We start from the raw sequence: 17,631 nt of genomic DNA, 5'->3' as shown, positions 1-17,631 counted from the left end.
AGGGGCTTTCTGCTGTCCGGCTCAGGGGCACGTCCATCGCACGGGTGAGCCGGTACAGACCTGTCAGCACCTACTGTTCCGGTCATGGCCATCTTCGTCGCCGGGCTGTTCAGTATCGCCGTCTTCATGGCGATCTTCGTCCCCTTCTCGCAGCGCCTGCTGGGCGTGCGGTTCGGCCTGATCCGGCTGGCCCTGGGCGCCGCGCTCACCCTCACGGTGTTCAGTCCGATCGCCAACGCGCTGGTCGGCAAGCTGCCGTTCGAGGGGTCCAACGCCGCCGCGGTCGCCTTCCTGGCGTTGACCGCGGTCTGCTCGATGCTGGCCGGCCTGGTCTTCCTGGTGCTGTCCGAAGCCCTGGTGCCGACCGGATCGTTGCCCCGGGCCCGCGATCTCCGCCGCGACCTGAGCGGCCGGATCGCGCGCACCCGGCGCTATCTGCAGATCCTCCGGATCGCGATCAAGCACGGCCTCGGCCCCTACCTGCGCGGCCGCCGCCGGCCCAGCCGCGAGAACGCCGCCGGCCAGGCCGAACTGGCCCGGTCGCTGCGCCTCGCGCTCGACGAGGCCGGCGTCACGTTCGTGAAGCTCGGTCAGGTGCTGTCCACCCGCAGCGACATCATCCCGGCGTCCGTCGCCGAGGAGCTGAGTCGCCTGCAGGACCAGGTCTCCCCCGCGCCCTGGCCCGAGATCGAGTTCGTCCTCACCGAGGAGCTCGGCGCGTCACCACACCACCTGTACGCCGACTTCGACACCGAACCGCTCGCAGCCGCTTCGGTCGCGCAGGTCTATGCCGCCCGCCTGCCTGATGGTCCGAGAGTCGTGGTCAAGGTCCAGCGGCCCGGCATCGCCGGCGTGGTCGACCGGGATCTCGACATCGTCAGCCGGCTCGCCCGGCTGCTCGAGCGCAACACCGACTGGGGCCGCTCGATGGGCGTCCGCGCCCTTGCCGACGGATTCGCGGACGCGATGCGCGAAGAGCTCGACTTCACCGTCGAGGCCGGCAACATGACCACCGTCGCGGCCGGCCGTTCCGTTGCCGCCAGCAATGACCTGGTGGTGCCCGAGCTGTACCCGGGCCAGTCGACCCGCCGGGTGCTGACCATGCAGCGACTGGACGGCATCGGCCTCGGTGGCGCCGCACAGGCGATCGCCGACCGCGGCCTGGACGCGGTCCGCCTCGGCCGGGCGCTGTTCGACTGCCTGCTCGGCCAGGTCGCGATCGACGGCGTCTTCCACGCCGACCCGCACCCCGGCAACTTCCTGCTGCTGGCCGACGGCCGGATCGGCATGCTCGACCTCGGCTCGGTCGGCCGGCTCGACCCGGCCACCCGGGAGGCGTTGCAGCGCTTCCTGCTCGCGATCGACCACGGCGACCCGGTCGCGGCGACCGACGCCCTGCTGGAGATCGTCTACCGACCCGACGTGATCGACGAACGCGCCCTGGAGCGGGCCGTCGGTCAGTTCATGACCCGCCATCTGGCCGCCGGCGTGACGCTGGGACCGGCGATGTTCAACGACCTGTTCAGGATCATCACGTCGCACGACCTCGGCGTACCTCCGGAGGTGGCCGCGGTCTTCCGTGCACTGGCGACGATCGAGGGCACGATCACGCGGATCTCGCCTGGGTTCGACCTGGTCGCCGCGTCACGCCAGTTCGCCGCGGCGCATGTCACCGACCGGCTCGCTCCCGACGCGTTACGCCGTACGGCGACTGAGGAGTTGGCGACGTTGTTGCCGATGTTGCGCCGGCTGCCGCGGCGGATCGACCGGATCGCGGCCGCCGCGGAGAGCGGCCGGCTCGGCCTGAACGTACGGTTGTTCGCCGACGAACGCGATCGCCGGCACTTCACCGGCCTGCTCCACCAGGCGTTGCTGGCCGTCCTCGGCGCGACGGCCGGCATTATGGCCGTCCTGCTGCTCGGTACGCCGGGCGGCCCGAAGGTCACCGAATCGATGAGCCTGTTCCAGTTGTTCGGCTACAACCTGCTGGTGATCTCCGCGGTCCTCGTGCTCCGCGTCCTCGTCCTCGTCTTCCGGCTACCGGACCACAGATCGTCTTGACTTCAACCCAACTTGAACTTCGACCATAACCAGCATGACTTCCACCGCGTCGGTCGACGCCCCTCGCCAACGGCTGTTCAGTGGTCCGCATCTGCCGCTCGTGCTGGGTGTGATCGGTCTCGTCACGCTCAGCGCGTTCGAGAATCGGGCCGTGGGTACGGCGTTGCCGACGATGGTGCGCGAGTTCGACGCGGTGGGCAGCTTCGGCCTGGCGAGCGCGGCCCCGAACGCGAGCTATCTCATCTCGCTCGCGATTGCCGGACTGTGGTCCGACCGGCGCGGCCCGATCCCGACGCTGCGGGTCGGTGCGATCGCGTTCACCCTCGCGCAGTTGCTGGTCGGGACCGCCACGGGGATGCCCATGGTCGTGGCCGGGCGGTTGCTGAGCGGCTTGGCCGAAGGGCTGCTCGACGTGTCTCTGATGGTGCTGGTCGCCCGAGCGCTGCCCGCCGTCCTGCGGCCGCGGATGTTCTCGTTGTTCGCGGCGATGTGGATCCTGCCGTCGGTGATCGGCCCGCTGCTGACCGGTCTGGTGACCGAGCAGTTCGGGTGGCGATGGGTGTTCCTCGGTGCGGTCATCCTGCTGGTGCCGAGCTGGATGCTGCTCGGGCCCGCAATGCGCCAGTCGCTGAACACCCCGGCGCCTGAGCGCAGCGCCGAGGATGCGGCCGAGTTGGCGGCCTGGCGAGCCGCGCTTCCGTGGGCGTTCGCCGCATCGGTCGCACTGTTCTCGATGACGCTGGCCGGTGGTCAGCTCGAGGCACACCCGGTGATCGGCGGGATCGCGATTCCGGTGGCGTTGGTGACGCTCGGGCTGGCCGCCGTACGGGTGATGCCGAAGGGGACGTTCGTGGCCCGACGCGGCTTCCCGGCCGTGGTCGCCGTACGCGGGCTTGGTGGCGCCGCGTTCGCCGGGGTGGGGGCGTATCTGCCGCTGCTGCTGACATTGCAACACGACTTCAGCCCGTCGCGGGCCGGCGTGACGCTGTCGATCACGGGCGTGTGCTGGGCCTTCGGGTCCTGGCTGCAGGGGCGGGAACACGGGATCCAGCGGGTCAACGTCCTGCGGACCGGGCTCGCGTTCATGACGGGTGGGCTGCTGGTCACGTCCCTGCTGGCGTGGACGGGTGCGACCACCTGGTTCGGGCTGATCGGCTGGGCCTTCGCCGGGATCGGGATGGGCTTGAGTTCGTCGAGCCTGTCCGTGCTGACGCTGGATCTGTCCGACCACAACAACTCCGGGCGGAACAGCAGCGCGGCGCAGATGGCCGGGACCATGAGCATCTCGACCGCCCTGGCGATCAGCGGCACGCTGCTCGCCTTCAACTCCGACGATCCGCGGCCGTGGGTCTTCGGCGTCATCATCACCACCGGCGCGTTCGTCGCTCTCCTGGGCCTGCTGACCGCCGGCCGGGTGCGGAAGCCAGCTGATTTGCTTAGATGAGCTAGAGTTTGCTTGTGCGAGCAAAACGAACGCTTACCGAACAGGCGCGCAGGGGTCAGATCGTGGCCGCGGCGATCGAGGTGATCGCCGAGAGCGGGGCGCAAGCCAGCTTCAAGGTGATTGCGGAGCGGGCCGCGCTCAGCAGCACCGGTCTGATCTCGTACCACTTCGCGAACCGGCAGGAGCTGATCGACGAGGTCGGACGGCAGATCCTCGAGGCGTTCAGCGCGTTCGTGCGTGAGCGGACCGCCGGCATCGCGGAGCCGGCCGAGGTCCTGCAGGCCTTCGTCACAGCCAACATTGCGTTCCTGCAGACCCATCGCGCCCACGCGGCGGCCCTGGTGCGGATCCAGCAGGACACCGCCGAGCTCGCGCGATCCGACCAGGCTCAGCTCGCCGACGTACTCCGGCGCGGTCAGGCGAGCGGCGTACTGCGGACGTTCGACCCGCAGCTGATGGCCGTGTTCGTCCTGTCCATCCGCGACGGCATCATCCGCCAGCTGGAACTCGACCCCGAGCTCGACCTCGACGCAGCCGCCCGTGAGTTCGCTGCGCTCGTCGAGCAAGCCACCAGGAAGGCATGACGTGAACGCGACAGTCCAGACCGACACCGGCACAGTCCGCGGCATCGTCCACCCCGATCGCCGCGTCTTCCAGGGCATCCCGTACGCCGCTCCGCCGGTCGGCGATCTCCGTTGGGCGCCCCCACAACCCGCCCGGCCGTGGGCCGGCGAACGCGACGCGACCAGACCCGGCAGCCCGGCCCCACAGCTCAAGAACGCCATCGCCGATCTCGCCGGCACAAACGAGGACTGCCTGTTCCTCAACGTGACCACCCCGGCCACCGCGTCACCCGAGCATCGCAAGCCCGTGATGGTGTGGATCCACGGCGACGGCGCGATCGGTTCCGGCGACCAGTTCGACCCGACTCGGCTCGCGGTCGACGGCGACGTCGTGGTCATCACCTTCAACTTCCGCCTGGGAGTCTTCGGCGCCTTCGGCTACCCCGGTCTGCAGGACTCCGGCACGATCGGCCTGCAGGACCAGCGGGCTGTCCTGCGGTGGGTCCAGCGCAACGCGGCCGCGTTCGGCGGCGACCCCGGCAACGTCACGCTCTTCGGCGTCTCGTACGGCGCCACCGCGACCAGCGCACACCTGATGTCCAAGGAGTCGCGTGGCCTGTTCCACAAGGTGATCATGCAGAGCGGCTTCACCCTGATGGACATGCCGGCCGGTGTCGTCTACCCAGGCATTCCCGCCCTCCCCTGGTACGGCTGGACCACCACCTCGGCCGCCGAGGCCCAAGGCGCCGCGCTCGCGGAGCAACTCGGCTGCAAGGATCTCGCGAGCCTGCGCGCGATCCCGGTCGACGAGATCCTCGCCGTACCGCAGGTGATGAACATCTTCCAGCCGTACGCCCTCGGCAACGACCAGCTCCCCGCGGATCCGGCGGAGGCCCTCGAGGCCGGCGAGTTCGCCGACGTCCCGGTGCTCTCCGGTACGACGCGGGACGAGCACACCACGTTCGTCGCCTTCTTCCGGGAACTGGCCGGCAGTCCGGTGACCGCCACGGACTACCCCGAGCTGCTACGGACCGCCTTCGGTGACGAGGCCGCACGGATCGGCGCGGAGTACCCGTTGCAGGACTACCCGACACCGGCGCTGGCCTGGGCGTCCGTGGTCACCGACCGGATGTGGGCGCGCGCGCAACTGCGGCAGAATCAGTTGCTCTCGGCAAAGAACCCGCTCTGGTTCTACGAGTTCGCGGATCGCGACGCACCGTTGGACATCCCGTTCTCGCCGGGATTCCGGCCCGGCGCCTGGCACGCCGGCGATGTGCAGTACGTGTTCCGCACGGACGAGAACGCGATGACAGCACAGCAGGTCGCCCTGTCCGACACGATGATCCGCTACTGGGCCACGTTCGCCCGTCACGGTGATCCCAATGGCGCCGGACTGCCGGAATGGCCGAGGTTCACCACCCCCGACACCGTCTTGTCACTGGCGCCGGACGCGATCCGCCCGGTCGACTACGCACAGGAGCACCGGCTGGCTTTCTGCACACAGATTGGGGTCTAGAGTGAGCTCATGGCTGAGCTGCTGACCGACGACCAGATCGATCTCGCGATCCGTGACCACCTGCCCGAGTGGAAGGTCGTGGACAAGGAACTGGTCCGCAGCGTCAAGAAGGACACGTTCCTGGACGGCATCCGCCTGGTCGCCACGGTCGCCCAGTTGGCCGAGTCGATGAACCACCACCCGGACATGGACATCCGCTACACGACCATCACGTTCCGGATCAGCAGCCACGACGCCGGCGGCATCACCGACGACGACCTGGTCCTGGCCCGCCACATCGACACCGCGGCCGGCTGACCCAAGGTCTTCTACGAGGAGCGCTGACGCAGGCCGATCAGCACGCCCTCGGTGTCGCGCAGATAGCAGAGCCGTCCGACACCTGGCAGCTCCTGCACTTCGCCGACCGGCTCGCCACCGGCACCCCGCGCCGTGTCCAGCGTCGTCTCGAGGTCGTCGACGTCGATCCAGGCGATCGTCGGCTGCGTCTGATACCGGCTGCTCATGATCGCGCCGTCGATGCCTTCACCTTCACCGGTGTCGGCGAGCAGATACCCCTCCGGAACCGGCGCCGGTGTGACCTGCCAGCCGAAGACCTTGCTGTAGAACTCCGCCGCCCGGTCGTGGTCCGCGGCAACGATTTCGACGTGGATGATTCGTCCCATGCGACCGATCCTCACCTGTTAGCCGGCGTGCTGTCTTGGACGGATCTTCCATGCATCAACGCCGCGATCCCGTTCTGTACAGCGAGGAACGACGTCGCGCTGACACCGGTGTACCGCTTGAAATCCCGGGCCGCATGCGCCTGGTCGTAGTACCCGTGCAACGCGGACAACGTCGCCTGAGCATCCGCGGGACCACCGAGCAGCCCGCCGACGAAGTGGTAGTAGCGGATGATCTCGGCGTACTGCTTCGGACCGATCCCGAGGCTCAGCCGGAACAGCCGATAGAGCGTGCTGTACGACGTCCCGCCCTGCTCGGCCACCTCGGCAACCGTCGTACCGCCGAAGGCCTCGTCGATCACGCGCACAGCGGCTGCGACGACCGGCTGGGCACGGGCCGCATTCAGGCGCGGCGACAGGAAAGCGGCCAGCCGGTCGGCCCGGGATCGGCCGAACGGTTCCGCGCGCAACTCGTCGACGAGTGTGGCCGTCGTACCCGCGCCGATCCAGTCGGAGAACTGCAGCACTTCGTCGACGAGCAGGGTGGAGAGACCGAGCGCAGCGATCCCCCACGGCTTGAACTCCACGCCTGCGTAGCTGGACGCACCGGTCTGGCCGATCACCTGCGGCCGGGTCATGATCCCGAACACCGACGCCGCGTTCGGCCACTCGGTCCCCGTCACCGGATCGTGCCGCGTACCCGGGTCGGCGAGTGCGACGGCGAGACCGGGCCGCCCGTTCGGGATCAGGATTTCCTGCCGCAGTGACGGCAGCGTCGGAGACTCCACGAGCCAGACGTGCTCGACCAGGTCGCGCAGCTGCTCCGGCGGTGGAAAGCGCTGGTAGCTCACGGGGTAGATCGTAAGTCTCTGGCGCGTCCGGATCAGCTACGGTTGACGAGTGACAACTGCCGATGAATACCGCCTGCTGGGTTTCGACGATGCCGACCGGGAGGCGGCCGAGGCGTTCACCGCGGATCCGAAGATCGTCGACGACCTGGCCGAGCAGATCCGGGCCGAGATCGGGAAGTTCGGCAGTGAGCCAGAGCTGCGGATGCCCGAGGATCCGCGCAACTCGGTGCAGGCGTTCCTGGACACCGTGCCCGACATCCGCCGGTTCCACTCCGAGCGCGGGATCCCGGACGAGATCAGCTGGGCCTCGCTCGCGGACCTCGGCCAGCAGCTGAAGGTGAGTCGCCGGACGCACGGCGAGTACAGCCTGGAGACGCACTGGTGGCTGACGATCGCCTGGACCGGCCAGATCTACGCGCTCGGCCGGCTGCAGTTCCTGCTGCACCAGGTCCCGGCGGACAAGCCGGTGCCGGGGACCGAGCCGGGTGAATGGATCATCGGTGTCCACATCCCGGAGACCGGTCCACTGACCCCCGAGGCGGTCGACGACAGCTTCGCGCAGGCCCGCGAGTTCTTCCCGCGGTACTTCCCCGAGTACCCGGTGAAGACCGCGAACCTGTGGTCCTGGCTGATCGATCCGTACCTGCTCGACAACCTTCCGCAGGACTCGAACATGGTCCGGTTCGGTCGCCGCTTCACGCCGTACGGCGAACCGACCGACAGCCAGGACGGCGCGATCTTCTTCACCTTCCGCACCCACGGCACCGACCACCTGGACGAGCTCCCGCAGGACACCACGCTGCAACGTCTGGTGGTCGGCCGGATCAAGGACGGCGGCACCTGGCAGAGCGCGTACGGGTACCTACGGCTCTAGGTCGGGCGGTTCTGCCCGGACGGTACGCCGTACTTGGCGAGCCAGCTGACGAGCTCCATGTTGCTGACGCAGCGGACGTCGGGCTGGGTGCAGGTCTCCTCGACGAAGGTGGTCAGCGCGTCTGAGTAGACGCTGTTGTTCCAGCGGTTGAAGTGGTTGCCGAGGAACAGCGGCGGGTTGCCACTGGCGCGGGACTTCGCGAGCGCCTGGCGGTAGGTCGCGAGTACCTGCGACTTCAGTGCGGGCGCCTGTGCGACCGGCGCCACCCGCGCACCGGTCTGGCTGAACCACAGGTTGTAGTCCATCGTCAGCGTGGGCTTGGCGGTGCCGGCCAGGGTGACCGACTGCAGCGGGAAGTTCCACAGGCCGTTGGCCTTCTTCGGCCAGGCGATGTACCCGGGCGCGGAGGCGTCGTACAGCATGCCCCGCTGGACCATCGCCTGCCGGTACGCCGGTCGATTGCCTTCGAGGCACGGTGTCCGCATCCCCTTCACCGTGGCCGGGTCGAACGGCGGTGCGACTGTCTTGCCGGCGGCCAGGGTCGGACCGGTCCGCACCATCTGGTCGAACGCGCTCAGCTCCGCGGTCCACTGCGCCGTCGTCCAGCGGCCGATACCGGTCGTGCCGCAGAAGTGGCCGTTCGCGTGCGTGCCGATCTCGTGGCCCTCGGCGATCGCCTGCCGCAGCACCGTCGTCCGCGCCAGCACGTCGCTCGCGTCGCCCCAGCCGATGTCGGAGGCTCCGGGCCGGTGGTACGGCGGTTTGTAGTCAGCGCGATGGTCTCCGGGGTACAGGTACGGGCCCGAGAGGAAGAAGGTCATCCGGGCGTTGACCCGCTTGGCCACGGCCCGCCAGCGCGCCCAGAGCGCGAGATCACCCGCGCCGTCGAACGAGACGACGACGAAGAGGGGTGGCTTGCCACTCGGCAGCCGGCCAGGAAGCGCGCGGGTGACCGGGGCCGCGGCCGGCAGGTGCGGTCCAGGCGGTGGTGTCGGCGTGACCGGCGGCGGTGTGCTCGGACTGTGCTTCGGACTCGGCCCGTGAGTCGGAGTGCGGGTCGGAGTCGGCTTGGTCGGCGTACTGCTCGGGCTTGGGGCGCCTTCCAGAGGCACATCGGCGCATCCGGCCAGCAGCGCCGCCAGTACGAGCGCGGCGCCCAAGAGGTTCGCCCCAGGCCTCACCACGTGACTACTGACGCATGCGGACCGGCTCAGGCCGGTCCGGGACACGCAGCCGGGTGGAAACCCGGGGGTCGATCGTTAGGCGCTCGTGACCTTGGCCGCGCGGCGCTTCACCGCGATCCGGCGGGATGTCTCAACCAGCAGGCCGATCACCGCCGCCAGGCTCAGGCTGAACGCCAGCGCCTTCAGAGAGTCGTGCGCGAACGCGTCGCCACCCAGGTAGCCGAGCAGGGCGACGTACGTGTAGGCGACCGTGACACCGAAGAACGTGAAGACGATGAACTTCTTGAACGAGTACCGGGTAGCGCCCGCGGTCAGCGTCGCGACCATCCGCGCGCCGGGGATGTAGCGCACGGTCATCAGGATCAGCCCGCCGCGGGAGTGCAGCGCGCCCGACACCTTGTCGTACATCTGTTGCCGGCGCTCCTGCCGCTTCATCCAGCGGTGCAGCGCCGGGCCGGAGCCGCGGCCCATGAAGTAGCAGGTGGACTCGCCGATGACGGAGCCGACCATCGCGACCGTGATCACGAGCAGCAGGTTCTGGTGGCCGGCGGCCGCGGCCATGCCCGCGGTGACGACCATGCCCTCACTCGGCACCACCGGGAAGACGGCGTCGATCGCGGCGGCCGCGAACAGGATGAGCAGCAACCAGTGCGAGGCCATCGCAACGCCTAGCAGGTGTCGCGCGATCTCCATCAGGTCTGTCACCCGGCCAAGGATGCCATCCCGCGCCAACAAGGCCGCAATCCCACCGTTGTGATTCAGCCGGGGTTCATCAGACGTTCAGCGCGTACGCCGGGCTGTGGTCAGAGCAGTACGGGCAGTTCCCGGATCGCGTTCATCAGCAGTCCCGGGGTGCGGTCCGGATCGCGGTCGGGTTCGGCCAGCCGCAGCTCGGGGAACCGCTCGAACAGCATGCCGAGCGCGATCCGGCCTTCCAGCCGGGCCAGCGGCGCACCGAGGCAGTGGTGGATCCCGTGCCCGAACGCGAGGTGCGCGTTCTCCGTGCGGGTGATGTCCAGCTCGTTCGGCCGGTCGATCTTGCGCGCGTCCCGGTTGGCCGGCAGCAAGGCGAAGACGATCACCTCACCGGCCCCGATCCGGGAGCCGGCGATGTCGATCGGCGCCTGGGCGATGTACGGGATCGCTGCCTGGAGTGGGCCGTCGTACCGCAGCAGTTCCTCGACGGCGGCCGGGAGGCGATCCGGCTCGGCTCGCAGCAGGGCGAGCTGGTCCGGATGCCGGAGGAGCGCGTGGACGCCGTTCGTGATCAGGCTGACGGTGGTCTCGTGGCCGGCGGCCAGCAGCAGGAAGATCATCGAGGTCAGCTCGTCCTCGCTGAGCCGGTCGCCGCCGTCGCGGGCCGCGATCAGGCCGGACAGCAGGTCGTCGGCCGGCGCGGTGCGCTTCTGCTCGATCAGCTCGTGGACGAAGCCGAGCATCAGCGTGGTCGCCTCGACGTACTCCTCGGCGGTGTGCATGGTCGCGTTCACGAACACCGACGACCAGCGGCGGAAGTCCTCCCGGCGGACCGGCGGGATGCCGATCAGCTCGCAGATGACGGTGATCGGCAGCGGGTAGCTGTACGCGTTCACCAGGTCGACCGGGCTGCCCGTGGCGGCCATCTCGTCCAGCAGTCCGGCGGCGATCTCGCGGATCCGCGGCTCGAGCGCCTCGATCCGGCGCCGGGTGAAGGCAGCCGTGACCAGCTTGCGCAGGCGGGTGTGGTCGGGCGGGTTGGCGCCGAGCATGTGCCGCTCGGTGCGGTTGATCAGCTCGTCCTCGATCGTGTCGCGGTGCGGGCCGTCCATCGGTGACCTGACCACGTCCGGGTGGGCGAGCAGCTCGCGGGTCTCGGCGTACCCGGTGACCAGCCAGACCGGGACACCGGTGAACAGCGTGAGGTACTGCAGCGGTCCATTCTCCGCGAGGTCCTCGAAGCCCCAGTGCCGGGCGATCCCACTCGTTTCGGTGAACGGCTGCCTCATACCGGCCAGCCTACGTTCGGCAGCGGTCTTGACAGACACTTCACCATTTGGTGAAGTGTTGCGAGTGCTGACGACGACCTTCGGTGCGCTCGCGGACCCGACCCGGCTGGCGATCGTGAGCCGGCTGAGCCGGGGCGACGCGACCATGGGCGAGCTGGCCGGGCCGCACCGGATCACGCTGCCGGCGATGACCAAGCACGTGGGAGTGCTGGTCGACGCCGGGCTGGTGACCCGGCGGAAGGTCGGCCGGACCGTGGTGTGCACGATCCGCCCGGAGGCCTTCGCGGAGGTCGAGCAGTGGCTCGGGGACATGTCGGGGTACTGGAACAACACCGTGGACCGGTTGGAAAAACTGTTGCGAGGGGACGGGCATGGACACTGAGGTGCGGATCGACAGGGTGCTACCGGCAACCATCGGGCAGGTGTACGACGCCTGGACGCGGGCCGACCTGCTCACCCGGTGGTACTGCCCGAACCCGGCCTGGGAGCTGAAGGTCAGCGCCGACGTCCGGGTCGGCGGGGACTACGTGGTCGAGATGGGGCCGCATGTCGTCCGCGGCACGTATCTCGAGGTCGAGCCGCCGTACCGGCTCGCGTTCAGCTGGAAGTGGGACGGCACCGACGACGAGCCGACCCGGGTCGACGTCGAACTGTCCGAGGCCGAGGGCGGCACCCGGATGCTGCTCACCCACACCGGCTTCGCCACCGCCGAGGACGCCGCGAACCACCTGATGGGCTGGGAGCCGGAGATGGGCCGGCTGGCCGGCCTGCTCACCGCTCCGCACCCCGACCCCACACCCGACCGCGGCTGACTCTGCGGCTGGAAAAGGTCGAGCCCTGGGCGGTAACCCAGGGCTCAGGCGGATGGATGGACAGTTGGCGGATCAGCTGCCGGACTTGCGCCGGAACTGGCGCTTCTGCTTGTCGTTGTGCGCCTCGCCGACGCCCTCACGCCGCGTCCCCGATCCCGGGTGCGCGTTGTGGTGGGCGTTCTTCTTCTCGAGTGCTTCACGGAACTTCTTCTGCAGATCGTCCGCCGGCTCGCTGGACTTGTCGCTCATACCGTCTCCTTCACAAACCGTCAGGCGTACGGACACCACGCTAGTGAGTGTAAGGACAGACCGCGACCGGAATACCGTCACCCAGGCTCACCGGACGGGCAGCCGGGCTGACCACAGTCCTCGGATTCGGCCACCTCGCCGTTGAGATCGTGCTCGTACGCGTAGTGGAAGCAGTCCCAGTGCATGCGCTCGAACACCTCGTAGTCCTCGCGGCCGGACTCCACCTGCTCGCCGCAACGCATGCACGTCTGGTCGCTCATGCGGGCAAGGTATCTCAGCGGGAGGAAAACCCCCGTGGACCGTCGCCGCCCGCTGTTAGGTTCGTGACGGAAGCGAGGAAAGGGGACGAGGATGCTGGTCGGTGGTGAGGCGATGCTCGGGATCGCGCTGGTCGAGCTGGGTCTGGTGATCGTCCCGGGGCCGAACATGATCTACCTGGTGTCGCGCTCGATCGCACAGGGTCGCCGGGCCGGGCTGATCTCGCTCGCGGGCGTAGGGATCGGCTTCCTGGTGTACCTCCTGGCGGCAAGTGCCGGTCTGGCGACGCTCTTCGCGCTGGTCCCGGAGATCTACCTGACTCTGAAGCTCGCCGGCGCCGCCTACCTGCTCTGGCTCGCCTGGAACGCGCTGCGCCCCGGCGGGAGCTCCGTCTTCGCGACCCAGGAGCTCGAGCCGGACCGCCCGCGGAAGCTGTTCGGCATGGGCCTGCTCACCTGCCTGCTGAACCCCAAGATCGCGATCCTCTACATCTCGCTGCTCCCCCAGTTCCTCGACCCGGGTCGCGGTCACCTCGGCGCGCAGAGCCTGGTGCTCGGCCTGACCCAGCTCGCGGTCGGTGTCGTGATGAACGCCGTCTTCGTCATCACCGCCGGCTCGATCGCCGTCTTCCTCGCCCGCCGCCCGACCTGGATGCGCATCCATCGGTACGTCACCGGCACCGCCCTCGCCGTCTTCGCCGTCCGCCTGGCCACCGACCGAGCCCGCCCACTCGCCACCCACTGAGGATTGTCGGCGGCGCCGGATGAACGCCTTCCTTCTAGTCTGACCGCACGCTAATTGACGTGCGGCAGGTTGAGGGCTCGCGGATACTGCAGGGCGTGGCGATGCATGCTGGGCAGTTGGACGTGACGATCGAGCTGGTGGAAGGGCTGATCCGGGAGCAGTTCCCGGAGTGGAGCGCTCTCGCGGTCCGCGCCGTTCCTTCGCACGGCACCGTCAACGCGTTGTTCCGGATCGGCGACGAACTGGTCGCGCGGCTGCCGATCATGCCCGGCGACCAGGCTGCGACGCGCAAGGAGCTCGAGGACGAGGCCGACGCGGCACGCCGGCTCCGCGCCATGTCGCCGTACCCCACGCCGGAACCGATCGCGATCGGCGAGCCCGGCGAGGGGTACCAGCTGCCCTGGGCCGTCTACAGCTGGCTGGACGGGACCATCGCGTACGACGCGGATGTCGCCGGATCGACCGCGTTCGCCGAGGATCTGGCGCGGTTCGTGCTGGCACTGCGAGCGGCGCCGACCGAGGGCCGGGTGTTCACCGGCCCGTGGCGGGGAGGCTTGCTGACGTCGCAGGACGAGTCCGTCGCCGACGGACTGGAGCGCAATCGCGGAATAATCGACGTCGACGCGCTCGCCCGCCTGTGGGCCGAGCTGCGCACGACCCCGCGCACCGAGCCGGACGTCTGGGCGCATCGCGACCTGATGCCGGGCAACCTCCTGGTTGCGGAGGGCCGCCTGGCCGGCGTCATCGACGTGGGCACGCTCACCGTCGCGGACCCGGCCATCGATCTCCAGGCCGCCTGGAACCTTCTGGACGCTCGGGCCCGCTCGACCTTCCGTGCCGCGCTCGGCAGTGACGACGACGAGTGGCGTCGCGGCATGGGCTGGGCCTTCGCCCAGGCCGTCAACTGCCTCTGGTACTACGTCGAGACCAACCCGGTCATGTCCCGGACCGCCCACCACACGTTGACCGCGCTCCTCACTGCCGCGTAGCCACGAACACGAACTCCTTGCCCGGCCGATCCGGAGCATCCCGCACCTCGTCGATGCTGAACCCGGCCAACGACGCTTCCACCTCACCCCGTTCGCGGAATCGCAGCGTCGAGTCCGACGTGAGTACGGCGCCATCCGACCCGAAGACGTAGGTGCCCCGGAAGGACACGAACGGCAACTCCACGCCGATCAGGTCGGACCAACTCTCCACCGTCTCGCCGCCAGCGACCAACTTCTGCTGGTAGGTGTTCTCGCGCGTCCACTCCTCCCACGCCCGCTGCGCCGGATCGCGGGTCTCGAACACGAACCGCCCGCCGGGCCGAAGTGCGTCCCGTACGCCGCGCACCGTCGCCGCCCACTCCTCATCGGTCAGGAACACCTGCGCCACGTTCCCCGTCATCACCGTGAGATCGACCTGCAACGGCGGCAAGGTCGTCGCGTCACCGTGAATCCAGCGCACCCGATCGGCGAACTCCTTGCCCCGAGCAACCTCCAGCGACGCCTCCGCGGGATCGACCCCGACGACCTCGATCCCGTCCTTGGCGAGGAGACATGCCAGCTCACCCGTCCCGCAGCCGACATCCAGCACCTGCCGCGCGCCGAACTCCGTCACCATCGCGGCGTAATGCTCCAGATCGCCGCGATCCGGATCCAGCGCGTCATACACCGCCACCAACCGAGGCACCCCGAACAACGCATCAACCATCCCGCGACGCTAACCCCAACACCCACTTCCCGGCGACCGCATTCCGAAGCACCAGGTCGACAGGTTGTGCCGTTCGACAGGACGTAGAGGTCTACGCATATGCCCCACCCCGCCTGCCGAGTGGCCTGGGATCGGGCTGCGAGGCCCTACCTCCTGTCGATCTGCACGTCTATGAGGTGGCACCGGTGTAGCGGCGGAGGCCGGCGCGCCAGGCCAGCGCGGCCAGTGCGGCAGCACCCGCGGCTGCGGCTACCCCGCCGATCAGCACACCGAGTTGAGGACCGCCCAGCAAGGCGGCGGTGGGAACCGACGCGATCAGCGCCATCGGGAACACATAGGTCAGCAGGACTTGGATCGGTCGGGCGAACACATCCGTCGGATACCGCCCGAACTGCCAAGCGGAGTGGTAGAACACGTCGAGCTGCAACTTCGGCGCCCAGAACGCCAGGCAAGCCAGCAACACGCCGAGCGCCCACGTCACCACCAGCGCCGCCACGACCAGCACCACCCAGCTCACCACACCGCCCGGACTCGGCGACGCGTCGGCCGCGCCGATCCCCCACCCGAGCACCCCGAGCCCCAGCACGAACTGGATCAACGCCAACGGCGACGACAGCGACAGACTCGCCAGGAACAAACTCGATGCCGGCTGCAACAAATACCCGTCGAGCCTGCCGTTGCGGATCCCGGTCTCCGGGAACCACGACAGATTCGGATCGATGAACGTCCCCCGCAACCCGGTGATCAACTGATATGTGCCGATCAGCACCAGGAACTCCGCCTTCGACCAGCCCGCCAGGCTGTCGGCCCGAGTGAACACGATCAGTACGGCGGCGATCGCCGTACCGAGTCCGGTGAACGCCAGCAGCACATCGAAGACCAGGTTGATCCGGAACGCGACGCTGCGGCGCAACGACATCGAGAAGCCCGCACCCAGCAGGCGAAGCAGCTTCACGATCCCACCGCCGTGTAGCGCCGTACGCCGGCTCGCCAGACCGCCGAGACAACGACGATCAACACCACCACCCAGAAGAGCTGATATCCGAGCGCGGCCGCCAGCGATCCGTCGTACGGCGTACCAGCCGCGATCTCGGCCGGGAGACCGTTCATGCCGTAGAACGGCGACGCCTCGGCGATCCGGCGCCAGAGGTCCGGCAGGAAGTCGATCGGCGCCGCAGTACCACCGAACAGGAAGATCAACTGACTGCCGAAGCCCACGACCGCATGGACGCGATCGGTCCAGAACGCGGTTGTCGACAAGAGGAATGTCCACAAGAAGACAAGCACCGAGGCGAGTACCACGCACGGGACGCTCAGCAGCACCGACCACCAGTCGAAGCCGGCCTGGAGCGAGATCCCGGTCAACAGCACGATGGGCGCACCGAGCAGGGTGAGCCAGGCACGGATGGCGAGATTCTCGCCGAGTACGCCGATCACCACCGGCTGCGGGCGGAGGAGTTCGTGGCTGAGTGTCCCGTCGTAGATCCGTTCGGAGAAGGTGTGCTGCTCGAACGACTCGGTCATCAGAGTCACGAGGATGATGGCGACGTAGTACCGCGCGATCGCCGGATCGTCCGGGTACACCGCCGACCAGACGAACAGCCCGATCAACGGCGCGACGACCGCTTGGACGACGAGAGTCAGCAGGAAACACCAGGCGCCGGACCAATCCAGCACTTGTTGACGGATGCGGAACCCGAGCAGGTGCGCGGTTCTCATCGCAGGCCTTCCCGATAGGCTCGGTCGATGACCTTCTCCAGCGGTGGTTCCTCGATCGACAGATCCACGACGTCGAGAGCTTGGAGCAGTCGAGACGTCGTCTGCGCGACCTCATCCCGCGGGACCCGGAGCACCCACTGACCCTCCGAGGACTCCACGACCTCGCCGAAGTCCTCCAGGTCGCCGTCGCCGCGAGCCGCGATCCGGATCAGCTTGTACGGCGACAGTCGTGCGGACAGTTCCCCGAGTGGACCGTCGTACTCGACCCGGCCTTGGTCGATCAGGATCAGCCGCGGGCACAACGACGCGACATCGGCCATGTAGTGGCTGGTCAGCAATACCGTGGCGCGCGTCTGCCGCACGTAGTCGGCGACGAACTCGCGGATCTGACCCGCCGCGGTGACGTCGAGCCCGATGGTCGGTTCGTCGAGGAACAGCACCTCGGGCCGGTAGATGAGCGCCATCGCGAGCCCGATCCGCATCCGCTCACCAAGGCTCAGCGCGCGCAACTGCCGCTCGAGCAGGGGCCCGAGTTTAAGGAGTTCTTCCAGGTCGCCGAGCGTACGGCGGAAGTCCGGGTGCGGGATGTCGTAGAGGAGGCGCTGGTACTCGAGCGAGTCCATCGCGGTCAGTTCCTGGGAACCGCCGACCGGCTGGCTGCCGCGGACGAAGGCGATCCGCTTCAGGAAGGTCGAACGGCGCTGCCACGGGACGGACTCGAGGACGCGAACCTGGCCGCCGGTCGGGTGCAGGATGCCCGACAGGATCTTCATCGTGGTGGTCTTGCCGGCTCCGTTCGGACCGATGAACCCGACGACCTCACCCGGCTCGATCGTGAACGACAGCTGGTCGAGTGCCTGGACTTCGCGATACTCACGCCGTACGAGGGAACCCAGCGCGGCGCGGAGGCCGCCTTTGCGGACCGGGGCTTTGTAGGACATGGACAGTTGGTCGACCTCGACAACAGTCATGCGCCGACCGTAGAGAGAAAACACGCCAGCTGATGGCTTGTTTTCC

The 17,631-nt window shown here is 68.5% G+C and carries 21 protein-coding genes; 10 read left to right on the top strand and 11 right to left on the bottom strand.

Going from position 1 to position 17,631, the window contains the following annotated elements; all coding sequences use genetic code 11:
- The first annotated feature begins 84 nt into the window (after nucleotides 1-84).
- Genes OG876_RS22155 through OG876_RS22135 form a run of 5 tightly spaced genes read left to right on the top strand, consistent with a single transcriptional unit; the run spans nucleotide 85 to nucleotide 5,881 of the window.
- Nucleotides 85-2,061 (top strand): ABC1 kinase family protein, encoded by a 1,977-nt coding sequence (locus OG876_RS22155; RefSeq protein WP_328526813.1) that lies wholly within the window; start codon nucleotides 85-87, stop codon nucleotides 2,059-2,061.
- Nucleotides 2,062-2,095: 34 nt separating this feature from the next.
- Entirely contained in the window at nucleotides 2,096-3,505 is a 1,410-nt protein-coding gene (locus tag OG876_RS22150; RefSeq protein ID WP_328526812.1) for an MFS transporter, read from the top strand.
- A gap of 14 nt (nucleotides 3,506-3,519) precedes the next feature.
- Complete coding sequence (locus OG876_RS22145) at nucleotides 3,520-4,089, top strand: TetR family transcriptional regulator (protein WP_328526811.1); 570 nt, start codon at nucleotides 3,520-3,522, stop codon at nucleotides 4,087-4,089.
- A gap of 1 nt (nucleotide 4,090) precedes the next feature.
- Nucleotides 4,091-5,584 carry a carboxylesterase/lipase family protein gene (locus OG876_RS22140; RefSeq protein ID WP_328526810.1) on the top strand — a complete coding sequence of 498 codons (1,494 nt, stop codon included), beginning with the start codon at nucleotides 4,091-4,093 and terminating at the stop codon, nucleotides 5,582-5,584.
- 9 nt (nucleotides 5,585-5,593) lie between these two features.
- On the top strand, nucleotides 5,594-5,881 hold the full coding sequence (locus OG876_RS22135) for a 4a-hydroxytetrahydrobiopterin dehydratase (protein ID WP_328526809.1): 288 nt from the start codon (nucleotides 5,594-5,596) through the stop codon (nucleotides 5,879-5,881).
- Nucleotides 5,882-5,892: 11 nt separating this feature from the next.
- Here the strand turns inward: OG876_RS22135 and OG876_RS22130 are convergent, their stop codons facing one another.
- Both OG876_RS22130 and OG876_RS22125 read right to left on the bottom strand, forming a co-directional pair.
- The gene (locus OG876_RS22130; protein ID WP_328526808.1) at nucleotides 5,893-6,246 is read right to left on the bottom strand and encodes a VOC family protein; all 354 of its coding nucleotides are present in this window, start codon (nucleotides 6,244-6,246) and stop codon (nucleotides 5,893-5,895) included.
- A gap of 11 nt (nucleotides 6,247-6,257) precedes the next feature.
- A complete protein-coding gene (locus OG876_RS22125) occupies nucleotides 6,258-7,094 on the bottom strand; it encodes an AraC family transcriptional regulator (RefSeq protein WP_328526807.1) in 837 nt (278 codons plus the stop codon).
- Between the two features lie 49 nt (nucleotides 7,095-7,143).
- Here OG876_RS22125 and OG876_RS22120 point away from each other — a divergent pair, with 49 nt between their 5' ends.
- On the top strand, nucleotides 7,144-7,968 hold the full coding sequence (locus tag OG876_RS22120) for an acyltransferase domain-containing protein (RefSeq protein ID WP_328526806.1): 825 nt from the start codon (nucleotides 7,144-7,146) through the stop codon (nucleotides 7,966-7,968).
- Here OG876_RS22120 and OG876_RS22115 read toward each other — a convergent pair.
- From OG876_RS22115 to OG876_RS22105, 3 genes are all read right to left on the bottom strand, one after another.
- Nucleotides 7,965-9,152 (bottom strand): hypothetical protein, encoded by a 1,188-nt coding sequence (locus OG876_RS22115; protein ID WP_328526805.1) that lies wholly within the window; start codon nucleotides 9,150-9,152, stop codon nucleotides 7,965-7,967. The two genes, OG876_RS22120 and OG876_RS22115, sit on opposite strands and share 4 nt — an antisense overlap.
- Nucleotides 9,153-9,227: 75 nt before the next feature.
- Nucleotides 9,228-9,857, bottom strand: coding sequence for a DedA family protein (locus OG876_RS22110; RefSeq protein ID WP_328526804.1), 630 nt, complete (start codon nucleotides 9,855-9,857; stop codon nucleotides 9,228-9,230).
- 98 nt (nucleotides 9,858-9,955) lie between these two features.
- The gene (locus tag OG876_RS22105) at nucleotides 9,956-11,137 is read right to left on the bottom strand and encodes a cytochrome P450 family protein (RefSeq protein ID WP_328526803.1); all 1,182 of its coding nucleotides are present in this window, start codon (nucleotides 11,135-11,137) and stop codon (nucleotides 9,956-9,958) included.
- A 64-nt stretch (nucleotides 11,138-11,201) separates the two neighbouring features.
- Between OG876_RS22105 and OG876_RS22100 the strand changes: the two genes are divergently transcribed.
- Together OG876_RS22100 and OG876_RS22095 are read left to right on the top strand one after the other, a co-directional pair.
- Nucleotides 11,202-11,519 (top strand): ArsR/SmtB family transcription factor, encoded by a 318-nt coding sequence (locus OG876_RS22100; protein WP_328526802.1) that lies wholly within the window; start codon nucleotides 11,202-11,204, stop codon nucleotides 11,517-11,519.
- Nucleotides 11,509-11,949, top strand: coding sequence for an SRPBCC family protein (locus tag OG876_RS22095; RefSeq protein WP_328526801.1), 441 nt, complete (start codon nucleotides 11,509-11,511; stop codon nucleotides 11,947-11,949). The genes OG876_RS22100 and OG876_RS22095 overlap by 11 nt, the downstream gene beginning before the upstream one ends.
- 72 nt (nucleotides 11,950-12,021) lie before the next feature.
- On the opposite strand, the gene OG876_RS22090 is transcribed toward OG876_RS22095, so the two are convergent.
- Both OG876_RS22090 and OG876_RS22085 read right to left on the bottom strand, forming a co-directional pair.
- Nucleotides 12,022-12,198, bottom strand: a complete 177-nt coding sequence (locus OG876_RS22090; RefSeq protein ID WP_158441106.1) for a DUF5302 domain-containing protein — start codon at nucleotides 12,196-12,198, stop codon at nucleotides 12,022-12,024.
- Between the two features lie 77 nt (nucleotides 12,199-12,275).
- A complete protein-coding gene (locus OG876_RS22085) occupies nucleotides 12,276-12,458 on the bottom strand; it encodes a hypothetical protein (protein WP_328526800.1) in 183 nt (60 codons plus the stop codon).
- A gap of 91 nt (nucleotides 12,459-12,549) precedes the next feature.
- Between OG876_RS22085 and OG876_RS22080 the strand changes: the two genes are divergently transcribed.
- Together OG876_RS22080 and OG876_RS22075 are read left to right on the top strand one after the other, a co-directional pair.
- Nucleotides 12,550-13,200, top strand: a complete 651-nt coding sequence (locus OG876_RS22080) for a LysE family translocator (protein WP_328526799.1) — start codon at nucleotides 12,550-12,552, stop codon at nucleotides 13,198-13,200.
- Between the two features lie 101 nt (nucleotides 13,201-13,301).
- A complete protein-coding gene (locus OG876_RS22075; protein ID WP_328526943.1) occupies nucleotides 13,302-14,189 on the top strand; it encodes an aminoglycoside phosphotransferase family protein in 888 nt (295 codons plus the stop codon).
- Here the strand turns inward: OG876_RS22075 and OG876_RS22070 are convergent.
- The 4 genes from OG876_RS22070 to OG876_RS22055 form a co-directional block, all read right to left on the bottom strand.
- Nucleotides 14,176-14,895, bottom strand: a complete 720-nt coding sequence (locus OG876_RS22070) for a class I SAM-dependent methyltransferase (RefSeq protein WP_328526798.1) — start codon at nucleotides 14,893-14,895, stop codon at nucleotides 14,176-14,178. The two genes, OG876_RS22075 and OG876_RS22070, sit on opposite strands and share 14 nt — an antisense overlap.
- Before the next feature lie 169 nt (nucleotides 14,896-15,064).
- Nucleotides 15,065-15,850 carry an ABC-2 family transporter protein gene (locus tag OG876_RS22065; protein ID WP_328526797.1) on the bottom strand — a complete coding sequence of 262 codons (786 nt, stop codon included), beginning with the start codon at nucleotides 15,848-15,850 and terminating at the stop codon, nucleotides 15,065-15,067.
- Entirely contained in the window at nucleotides 15,847-16,614 is a 768-nt protein-coding gene (locus tag OG876_RS22060) for an ABC-2 family transporter protein (protein WP_328526796.1), read from the bottom strand. Before OG876_RS22060 ends, OG876_RS22065 begins: the two co-directional genes overlap by 4 nt.
- On the bottom strand, nucleotides 16,611-17,585 hold the full coding sequence (locus tag OG876_RS22055; RefSeq protein ID WP_328526795.1) for an ABC transporter ATP-binding protein: 975 nt from the start codon (nucleotides 17,583-17,585) through the stop codon (nucleotides 16,611-16,613). The genes OG876_RS22060 and OG876_RS22055 overlap by 4 nt, the downstream gene beginning before the upstream one ends.
- Nucleotides 17,586-17,631: the final 46 nt, after the last annotated feature.

The organism is Kribbella sp. NBC_00359 (assembly GCF_036097425.1).
Lineage (GTDB): Bacteria > Actinomycetota > Actinomycetes > Propionibacteriales > Kribbellaceae > Kribbella.
This window is presented reverse-complemented; position numbering and strand designations above follow the sequence as displayed.

What these genes read in the sequence shown, in the direction of transcription:
- OG876_RS22155 (WP_328526813.1), top strand. Translation starts at nt 85, where the DNA reads ATGGCCATCTTCGTCGCCGGGCTGTTCAGTATCGCCGTCTTCATGGCG.
- OG876_RS22055 (WP_328526795.1), bottom strand. Translation starts at nt 17,585, where the DNA reads ATGACTGTTGTCGAGGTCGACCAACTGTCCATGTCCTACAAAGCCCCG.
- OG876_RS22085 (WP_328526800.1), bottom strand. Translation starts at nt 12,458, where the DNA reads ATGAGCGACCAGACGTGCATGCGTTGCGGCGAGCAGGTGGAGTCCGGC.
- OG876_RS22080 (WP_328526799.1), top strand. Translation starts at nt 12,550, where the DNA reads ATGCTGGTCGGTGGTGAGGCGATGCTCGGGATCGCGCTGGTCGAGCTG.
- OG876_RS22130 (WP_328526808.1), bottom strand. Translation starts at nt 6,246, where the DNA reads ATGGGACGAATCATCCACGTCGAAATCGTTGCCGCGGACCACGACCGG.
- OG876_RS22105 (WP_328526803.1), bottom strand. Translation starts at nt 11,137, where the DNA reads ATGAGGCAGCCGTTCACCGAAACGAGTGGGATCGCCCGGCACTGGGGC.
- OG876_RS22060 (WP_328526796.1), bottom strand. Translation starts at nt 16,614, where the DNA reads ATGAGAACCGCGCACCTGCTCGGGTTCCGCATCCGTCAACAAGTGCTG.
- OG876_RS22075 (WP_328526943.1), top strand. Translation starts at nt 13,302, where the DNA reads ATGCATGCTGGGCAGTTGGACGTGACGATCGAGCTGGTGGAAGGGCTG.
- OG876_RS22135 (WP_328526809.1), top strand. Translation starts at nt 5,594, where the DNA reads ATGGCTGAGCTGCTGACCGACGACCAGATCGATCTCGCGATCCGTGAC.
- OG876_RS22090 (WP_158441106.1), bottom strand. Translation starts at nt 12,198, where the DNA reads ATGAGCGACAAGTCCAGCGAGCCGGCGGACGATCTGCAGAAGAAGTTC.
- OG876_RS22150 (WP_328526812.1), top strand. Translation starts at nt 2,096, where the DNA reads ATGACTTCCACCGCGTCGGTCGACGCCCCTCGCCAACGGCTGTTCAGT.
- OG876_RS22070 (WP_328526798.1), bottom strand. Translation starts at nt 14,895, where the DNA reads ATGGTTGATGCGTTGTTCGGGGTGCCTCGGTTGGTGGCGGTGTATGAC.
- OG876_RS22095 (WP_328526801.1), top strand. Translation starts at nt 11,509, where the DNA reads ATGGACACTGAGGTGCGGATCGACAGGGTGCTACCGGCAACCATCGGG.